This is a genomic window from Cryobacterium sp. Sr3, from assembly GCF_004402835.1.
Lineage (GTDB): Bacteria > Actinomycetota > Actinomycetes > Actinomycetales > Microbacteriaceae > Cryobacterium > Cryobacterium sandaracinum.
In genome coordinates this window covers 1-6,706 of the sequence record NZ_SOFA01000011.1, presented here as the reverse complement: position 1 = coordinate 6,706, position 6,706 = coordinate 1, and the positions used below count along the sequence as shown (strand labels likewise).

General features: G+C 62.4%; 9 protein-coding genes and 1 pseudogene. 4 read left to right on the top strand and 6 right to left on the bottom strand.

Annotation, left to right across the window (positions count from 1 at the left end; genetic code table 11):
- A pseudogene (locus E3N94_RS17055) lies at positions 1 to 229 on the top strand (helix-turn-helix domain-containing protein); the annotation flags it as partial.
- 121 nt (positions 230 to 350) lie between these two features.
- Here E3N94_RS17055 and E3N94_RS03525 read toward each other — a convergent pair.
- Positions 351 to 752 (bottom strand): Rid family hydrolase, encoded by a 402-nt coding sequence (locus E3N94_RS03525; RefSeq protein WP_134374957.1) that lies wholly within the window; start codon positions 750 to 752, stop codon positions 351 to 353.
- A 610-nt stretch (positions 753 to 1,362) separates the two neighbouring features.
- Here E3N94_RS03525 and E3N94_RS03520 point away from each other — a divergent pair.
- Entirely contained in the window at positions 1,363 to 1,767 is a 405-nt protein-coding gene (locus tag E3N94_RS03520; RefSeq protein ID WP_134419740.1) for a hypothetical protein, read from the top strand.
- 87 nt (positions 1,768 to 1,854) lie between these two features.
- Here the strand turns inward: E3N94_RS03520 and E3N94_RS03515 are convergent, their stop codons facing one another.
- From E3N94_RS03515 to E3N94_RS03505, 3 genes are all read right to left on the bottom strand, one after another.
- On the bottom strand, positions 1,855 to 2,547 hold the full coding sequence (locus E3N94_RS03515; RefSeq protein ID WP_134419742.1) for a hypothetical protein: 693 nt from the start codon (positions 2,545 to 2,547) through the stop codon (positions 1,855 to 1,857).
- A 277-nt stretch (positions 2,548 to 2,824) separates the two neighbouring features.
- A complete protein-coding gene (locus E3N94_RS03510) occupies positions 2,825 to 3,325 on the bottom strand; it encodes a hypothetical protein (protein ID WP_134419744.1) in 501 nt (166 codons plus the stop codon).
- 79 nt (positions 3,326 to 3,404) lie between these two features.
- Positions 3,405 to 4,055, bottom strand: coding sequence for a M23 family metallopeptidase (locus E3N94_RS03505; RefSeq protein WP_134419746.1), 651 nt, complete (start codon positions 4,053 to 4,055; stop codon positions 3,405 to 3,407).
- Between the two features lie 219 nt (positions 4,056 to 4,274).
- Between E3N94_RS03505 and E3N94_RS03500 the strand changes: the two genes are divergently transcribed.
- Positions 4,275 to 4,739 (top strand): cupin domain-containing protein, encoded by a 465-nt coding sequence (locus tag E3N94_RS03500; RefSeq protein WP_134419748.1) that lies wholly within the window; start codon positions 4,275 to 4,277, stop codon positions 4,737 to 4,739.
- Positions 4,740 to 4,820: 81 nt separating this feature from the next.
- On the top strand, positions 4,821 to 5,045 hold the full coding sequence (locus tag E3N94_RS03495) for a hypothetical protein (RefSeq protein ID WP_134419750.1): 225 nt from the start codon (positions 4,821 to 4,823) through the stop codon (positions 5,043 to 5,045).
- 7 nt (positions 5,046 to 5,052) lie between these two features.
- Here E3N94_RS03495 and E3N94_RS17440 read toward each other — a convergent pair whose 3' ends face one another.
- Both E3N94_RS17440 and E3N94_RS03485 read right to left on the bottom strand, forming a co-directional pair.
- Positions 5,053 to 5,415 carry a GntR family transcriptional regulator gene (locus E3N94_RS17440; RefSeq protein ID WP_134419752.1) on the bottom strand — a complete coding sequence of 121 codons (363 nt, stop codon included), beginning with the start codon at positions 5,413 to 5,415 and terminating at the stop codon, positions 5,053 to 5,055.
- Positions 5,412 to 6,449 carry a hypothetical protein gene (locus E3N94_RS03485; protein WP_134419754.1) on the bottom strand — a complete coding sequence of 346 codons (1,038 nt, stop codon included), beginning with the start codon at positions 6,447 to 6,449 and terminating at the stop codon, positions 5,412 to 5,414. Before E3N94_RS03485 ends, E3N94_RS17440 begins: the two co-directional genes overlap by 4 nt.
- Positions 6,450 to 6,706: the final 257 nt, after the last annotated feature.

Sequence of the window (6,706 nt, the reverse complement as noted above, 5' to 3'; positions counted from 1 at the left end):
GCACAATCGCCGGGCTTGCCGCAGCTCGAGCACGGGGGAGGACGGGCGGGCGGCCGTTCAAGATGACGCCGGCCAAGGTCCGCCTGGCCATGGCCGCGATGGGGCAGAAGGAAACGAAGTTGGCGACCTCTGCAAGGAGCTCGGGATCACCCGGCAGACCTTGTACCGCCATGTCTCACCTGCGGGGGAGCTGCGGTCGGACGGTGCGAAGCTCCTATCGAAGAAGTAGTGGCCCCACCTGGGGAGTGTCAGAAGGAAACCCTGACCGGGACAAATCCGACTCGCCGGACCTGGCGCTTAACTAGTTCTTACCGCCAACCTAGATTTCGAACGCCAGGCCAGGTTAGCGGTCAATGGCGAACGACGGCGGCGATGGCGGCGATCTCGACAAGAGCTCCTGAAACACCGAGTCCGGCAACTCGGGCCCCCATGACTAGAGCTGGAGTATCCGAAGCGAGTGCGGACCCGATGGCTTGATACGCCGTGGCAAGGTCAACACCGTCGACGAACAGCACCGTCCACTGCACTACATCTTCGATAGTTGCATGAGCTGCGGCCAGCGCAATCTTGACGTTTTCTAGGGCGCGAATGGACTGCACCGCAACATCGCCTTCACCGATGAGTGAGCCGTCTGCGGCGACGGAATTTTGACCGCCAACGTAGATCGTGGTTGCGCCGGCCGGCACGATGGCGACGTGACTGAAAGCCTGACTGTGGACAAGCCCCTCAGGGCGGATGCGCTCAATGGTCATATCTCTCACGATTACACGACATACCGATAGGGGCCACTGGGAGAGTTCGAAACGGGGCCCATGAGACGAACCCTGTGCGGTCACTTCCCGCGACTTGAGGAGAAAGTCCCGGCGTGCGCAAGGGAATGTGGGTGCATAGCCAAATGGGAACGAGGGATGGGTGGCTACCGCGTTGTGTGGGCTGGCCATCTTCATGGCATTGCCGCCAGCTGCGGCGATTTACGCGGTCCGAGATCCAAGCTATTCGTGCCTTGTGGACGCACTCCCGGCGTCTCGCGAAAGCGTAGACCCCGGACAGCCGATCGTTGGCCGGATCACGTTGATCCCGCTGGGGCTGCAGTGCGAATTCACGTCCATGACCGGACAGGCAATGACCTTGAAACCCGATGTGGTGTTGACCGCTATGCTCGCCACTTCAGCTGCTTCCGTTTTCGCGGCTGGCTTGGTGCTGGTCCAGGGGAGCAGCCGTCGGCGAGTCCTTCTGGATGCAGAGAGACACCGGGAAAGTCCTAGCGAAACGGTCTAGGGCTGCGTGCGCCCACGGACCGCGAAACGAAACTCTTGCGGGCCGATTTCGTAGTCGATACGTTGGCCTGAACCTGGGGGAAATGTGGCGGACAAGTTCACGTGCGCGAAGATGGTCGCGGTGGCCGCTGCCGCCCTGAGCCTGATGGGCTGTTCAGCTGCCGGTGGCTACTCCGACCTCATGAGAGAGCCCAGCGCAGAGGACGCTATTCCGAGCGACCTTCCTTTGCATGCATTGGACGGGTTCGACCTTGACAGCGTGCGATTTGTGCGTTCCCTTGACAAGACACGGCTGTATCTGGCGCAGGGAACTGACCTCCCTGTCTGCCTGCTCGCGTACAGAGGGGCCACGGATTTTCAAGGCGCGTGCGGCTCAGATATGACGACAATGAAGTCGGCAAGCTTTGAAGTCATGATCGTGAAGGATGGCACTCTGAATCGAGACGGCTGGACGAAAGTAGGCGAGAACATCCTCGTCAAGAACCACTAGTTCACGCCGCGGCCATAGCCGGTGCTGAACGCGACAGACTGCCTTGTTGACGGAACCCTTTGCGGGCGGGTCTGGTGCTGGGTCGTGCTAGATGGGGCGGATCATCGGTTTGAGAGTGACGAGTCCTGGTGGGAGGTCGCGGTGCCACGCTTCGATCTCTGCCGTGATCGCCCGTGGTGTCGCAATGATGTGGTCGACACCGTCGTCGTTGATTTGGTCGATGAGTGTTGACAGCGCCCAGAGCTCGACCTGGTGAGCGAGGTGTTCGCCGGCATCGCGGTACTGCTGTTGGGTCCATCTCGACTGAACCAGGGTGAGGAGATCGCCGTGTAGCTCGGTGAGAGACTCCCGTACTGCATCGGGGTCCGGTGCGGAGATGACTACTCTCCAGGTTTTGTCGGGGGCGCTCAGATAGCGGCGACTGACGATCGCACCGCTGGCAAGCAAGGCTCCTTCGACTGCGCGTGAGTGTTCGTCGTATCGCGGTGGTGTCCGATCGCCCGGTGCGGTGTTGGCCGGTTCGACCGTGAAGCCGTCATCGAACTCGGGGGCGCCGAATGCGTCGACGGTGAACTTCGTCCCGTCCCAGCCGCCTGAAACTGATACCCACGAGTCCGGCTGTTGACCGGTGACTCCTGGGATGAGAACGAGGGGGATGCCGAAGGTGTGGATCTCGTGCTCTGAGGCATCGGTAGGCCGTCGATCGTGCGTGAATCGAGGGATCAGAGCGAAGGTTCCACCACAGTTGATGAGCCAACCGGTCGCCGTGTGTGTCAACATCTGAGTCCTTGCCTGTTAGGTTCAATGCGTCTGCAGGAGTTCCCAGGGCTGAGGCATCCTTTGTCACGATGCTCCTTTGGTCCGAAGATACGCCCAGTCACGCTAAGCCTGTCTTTCCAGCAAGGTGGCGCTGTTGACGTGCTGACTCGTTCGCTCGAGACCGATCGTTTCGGGGAATGCGCTGGCGGAGTCGGCATCAGAGGAACGGTCAATTGGACAGTGGTGGCGGTGCGTTCGAGGATCCGTTGCCATTCACGTTCTGACCTGACGCTGCTGTCTACGGGTGCGCGAAGGGCTCGATCGATACCCCCGGCGCTGGAGCCCGGAACCCGGGGGTGTCGCAAGACACCTCTACGAGGTATATCCAGTTGTCGCCGTCGAACCCACCCGTCACTCGCAGTTGGTCGCTGTCAACCAGTCCAGCGATCTGGGCCCCGTAGGCGAACAAGTCGTAATCCGGGTCGAAGCTGGTGGCAGGGAAGGTTGACGTCCAGACCCGCGCGTAGCGTTCAGCGGTAGTCCACGGGTCCTCGTCCATATCGAACCAGGAGTTCTTTGCGGAAAAGGCAACTTCGTAGCCGTCTGACCTTTTCGCCCAGTGCGGGGTACCACTCAAGTCCTCGGACTTGGTCCAGCAGGCGGACTCCGGTGGCGCGGCGCGCTGCACGTCCCACGTTCCCTCGATTGCGTCGAAGTTGCGCTGGATGGAGCCCGCGATCGTGTCGGTGATGTTCGACCACTTGGTGAGCGTGCCGCCGGACGCAGCGGCCGGCGACACTTGGGCATCAGTGGATTGGGAAGCGCAGCCGGTAGCGCCCAATTGAAAAAGCGAGACCTCGGCCGGGTGCTTTTGCAATTCATGCGACGGTGAAGGTATCCCCGTTCCTCGGGAGCCAGGTGCCACCGTTGACCTGAGGGCGTTCAAAGACGATGGGCCTGCCGCGCGCCGTCGGCCAGTTCGTTGAGTCCGTGACTTGCACGTGCACGTGAGGCTGCGTGCTGTTGCCCGAGTTCCCGCATGATCCGATGTTCTCGCCGACCATGACCACTGATCCAACTGCGGCGCTCACCGATCCGCGCTGGAGATGAGCGATGAGCACAAAAGGCCCGGCCGGCTCAAGCGCGATGACCACGTGATTGCCCGCGATCGCGCGCACGCCCTCTCGAACTCGGCGAGTCTGGGAGAGCGCGTAAGGAATCAACGCCAATTGTGAGCGCCGGGCCTCGTGATCCAGCTCGCCGTCGACCGCGGCGACGACAGTGCCCGATGCTGGCGCCAGGATCGGGGCGCCGAATCCGACAAAGACCACGGGGGGCTCCGTCGCTAATACGGAGCGCCAACCATGCTTTGCCGAATGGCCTCGTTCGTCGATGGCGACGAAGTCGATTGCGAATGTCGTGCCGAATAGATGGGTGCCATGGCTGGGAACACGGTTCGCCGGACTGTTCTCTGCGATCCACCGGCCCTGGAACGGAAATCGCAGCGCAACGGGGGGAGTGCGCAACATGCCAGCACCTCCGGCCGCGCATAGTGGTGTGGCCCGTTCGAGCGACACGCTCAGTGTAACGAGAGGCACGACTCCACCGGGCCCGACTAGATTGGTCCAGGTTGAGGCGGGCCGCCCGTAAGCCGGACGGACAGCGCGACAAATCCGTGAGCATGGTCTCAGGAGGATCGAACCGCGGGAAGCCTTATGATCCGATCCGGGCAAAGCTACGATGAGATCATGCCCATCGAAGACACCGGTCCCCGTCCTCAAGCATTCGATCTGGAGACCGAGACCCTCAAGAACCCGAACTACCGCACCGTGGCTTGGAGTGGCACCTACCTGCAGGTCACCCTCATGTCGATCCCGGTCAACGGGGTCATCGGGCTAGAAAAGCACCCTGACACCGACCAGTTCATTCGACTCGACCGCGGCCGTGGCCGCGCCCAGATGGGACCAAGCAAGAACGAACTGACCTTCGACGAGGAGGTAACCGATGGGTGGTGCGTCATCGTTCCAGCTGGCAGCTGGCACAACGTGACGAACATCGGAGATGAGCCCATGCAGGTCTATACCGTCTACGCGCCGCAACACCACAAGCCGGGCAAAGTTCACCAGACCAAGGCGATCGCCGACGCCGACACCGACGATGCACCCGCCGACTGGTCCGTTCAACCAGAACCCGTCGCTGACCAACACGGCTGAACGGAGCCGCCCGACCAGGAGCCCCGCCATCGCCGCGTTGACGGCAGCTACGCTCGCCAGCACCTGCCCCGAGCAGCGTAAGTGCGATTGCTGCCGGCGGCGTCGCGTTGGGGGGCAAAGATCGCGCAATGCCGCACCGGCGAACTCGCTGTCATCACGGGCGCCGAACTCGCGATGATGACCGATACGGCAGCCCTCGGACACGCCCCGCTCGGCCTCGCCGTATTCAACCGGGTGGCCCGGACGACAACGCCCGAATCTGTAACCTGGGTGAAGGACAGCGGCCGCGCCGATGCTGTTCGGTAGGGGAACGTCATGCGGGCGGGTGTGTCGCCTCTGTTCGCCAGACCGCGCGGAGGATTGCGATGGTGTCTTCGAGGGTGACGAGTGCGCCTTCGCTTGCTTCCGCGAGTGCGCGGGCGTGCTCGATCACTGCCTGAGGCGCCCGGGAAGCCCCGGGGGCCACGCGGGTGCCGGCGGCGGTGCGGGTGACGATGAGTCCGTCGCGTTCCAAAGTCTTGTACGCCTTTGCGGCTGTGGCCTGTGCGACGCCGAAATCTCGAGCGGTTTGTCGGACGGTTGGCAGGCGTTCGCCGTCACCGAGTTGTCCGGAGCGGATCGCTCCGCGGAAGAGCGCATCGATTTCATCCGCAGAGCTTGGCGTGGTCCCGGTCATCGCTGTGGTCCGTTGGTCGAGACTTCATACTCCGGTGTTGCGAGGCGTGAGCGTCGTGTCGCCAGTGCGGCTCGGGCGGTGTCGACTGCAAGTCGGAGGAGGAACGCGACTCCGCCAGCCTGGAGTGCATAGCCCAGGAGGTTCATGGGGCGGGCGATCGCGTCGTAGCCGCCGGCTACGAGAATGCGCGGGTAGGACTGATTGTCGGATACCCACTGCTCGTCCAATCCGACCAGTGCTTGCCCGGAGGCACCGGTGTGCATCCACACGGCTCCGAGCGTGGTGATGAGTCCACCGAGCAGGATGAACGTGAACAGTCGAGCGGTTAGTTCTCGTTCCGAGCGCACGCTGGAGGCGGTCGATCGGGCGAACACGGGCCGGTTGGCGTCCGTGTGAAGCACGGCGAAAAAGACGGCGGAGGCCAGTGCCAGCGCGACGAGAGTGGCGAGATGGTTCGGCCATCCTGCCCCGGACAGGTAGCCGTACCCGCTGTTGAAGCTCATGTAGATCGGCAGGTTAGTGTGGTCGGGAACGTTCCCAAAGAACGGTCCGTCTTCGGGCGCGGTCCGGGCGATCGCGATCTGCCATACGGCAGTCAGCGCGAGCAATGTCGCGGTGATTCCGGAGATCCAGAGCAAGGTGCGAGACGCGAACGCATGCCACGGGCGGCGCGGAACAATTGAACGCTCTCCCGGCGCGGGAAGTGGCATCCGTCGAAGGGCTACGGCCGCCGCAGCCACCACCAGTGTCGCCGCGAATAGCGGGGCCGGCCGGCGCCACCAACCGTCATACCCGGAAACGTCAGACGTCGACACGACGATCGCGCTGACCGCCGTCGCGACGACAACCACGAGCAATGAACCCGCCACTCCCGCCCAGGTGAGAGTTGCCGTGCGCCGCCCGGTCTGGGGGAGTGAAACCATCCGCCGGGGACGAACCCACGACAGAGCGAAGAGGACCAGGCCGAAGGTGATGGCCACTTCCAGAGGTAGCAGATCTTGAACGGCGTGCACGAAGAGAAAGAGGAAGTTCATTTAGGCCCCCAGAAGATCGAATCCCTCGCGATCATCGCGAGCATTGTGCTGTAAAGCTAGCACAAGATTGTGCTATCCAAACAGTGCAAGTTAGTGCGGGACCATTCGTGTTCGATCGGGAACGCTAAGCGTGACAGATCTAGGTGTTGTTCCCACACAGGTTGTGAGCGTGGCGTGAGCTAAAAAGGTGAGGACCTCCGGTATCGATTGGGTTACCACACTCAACACGATGCAACGGAGGCCCTCATCTCTTACGT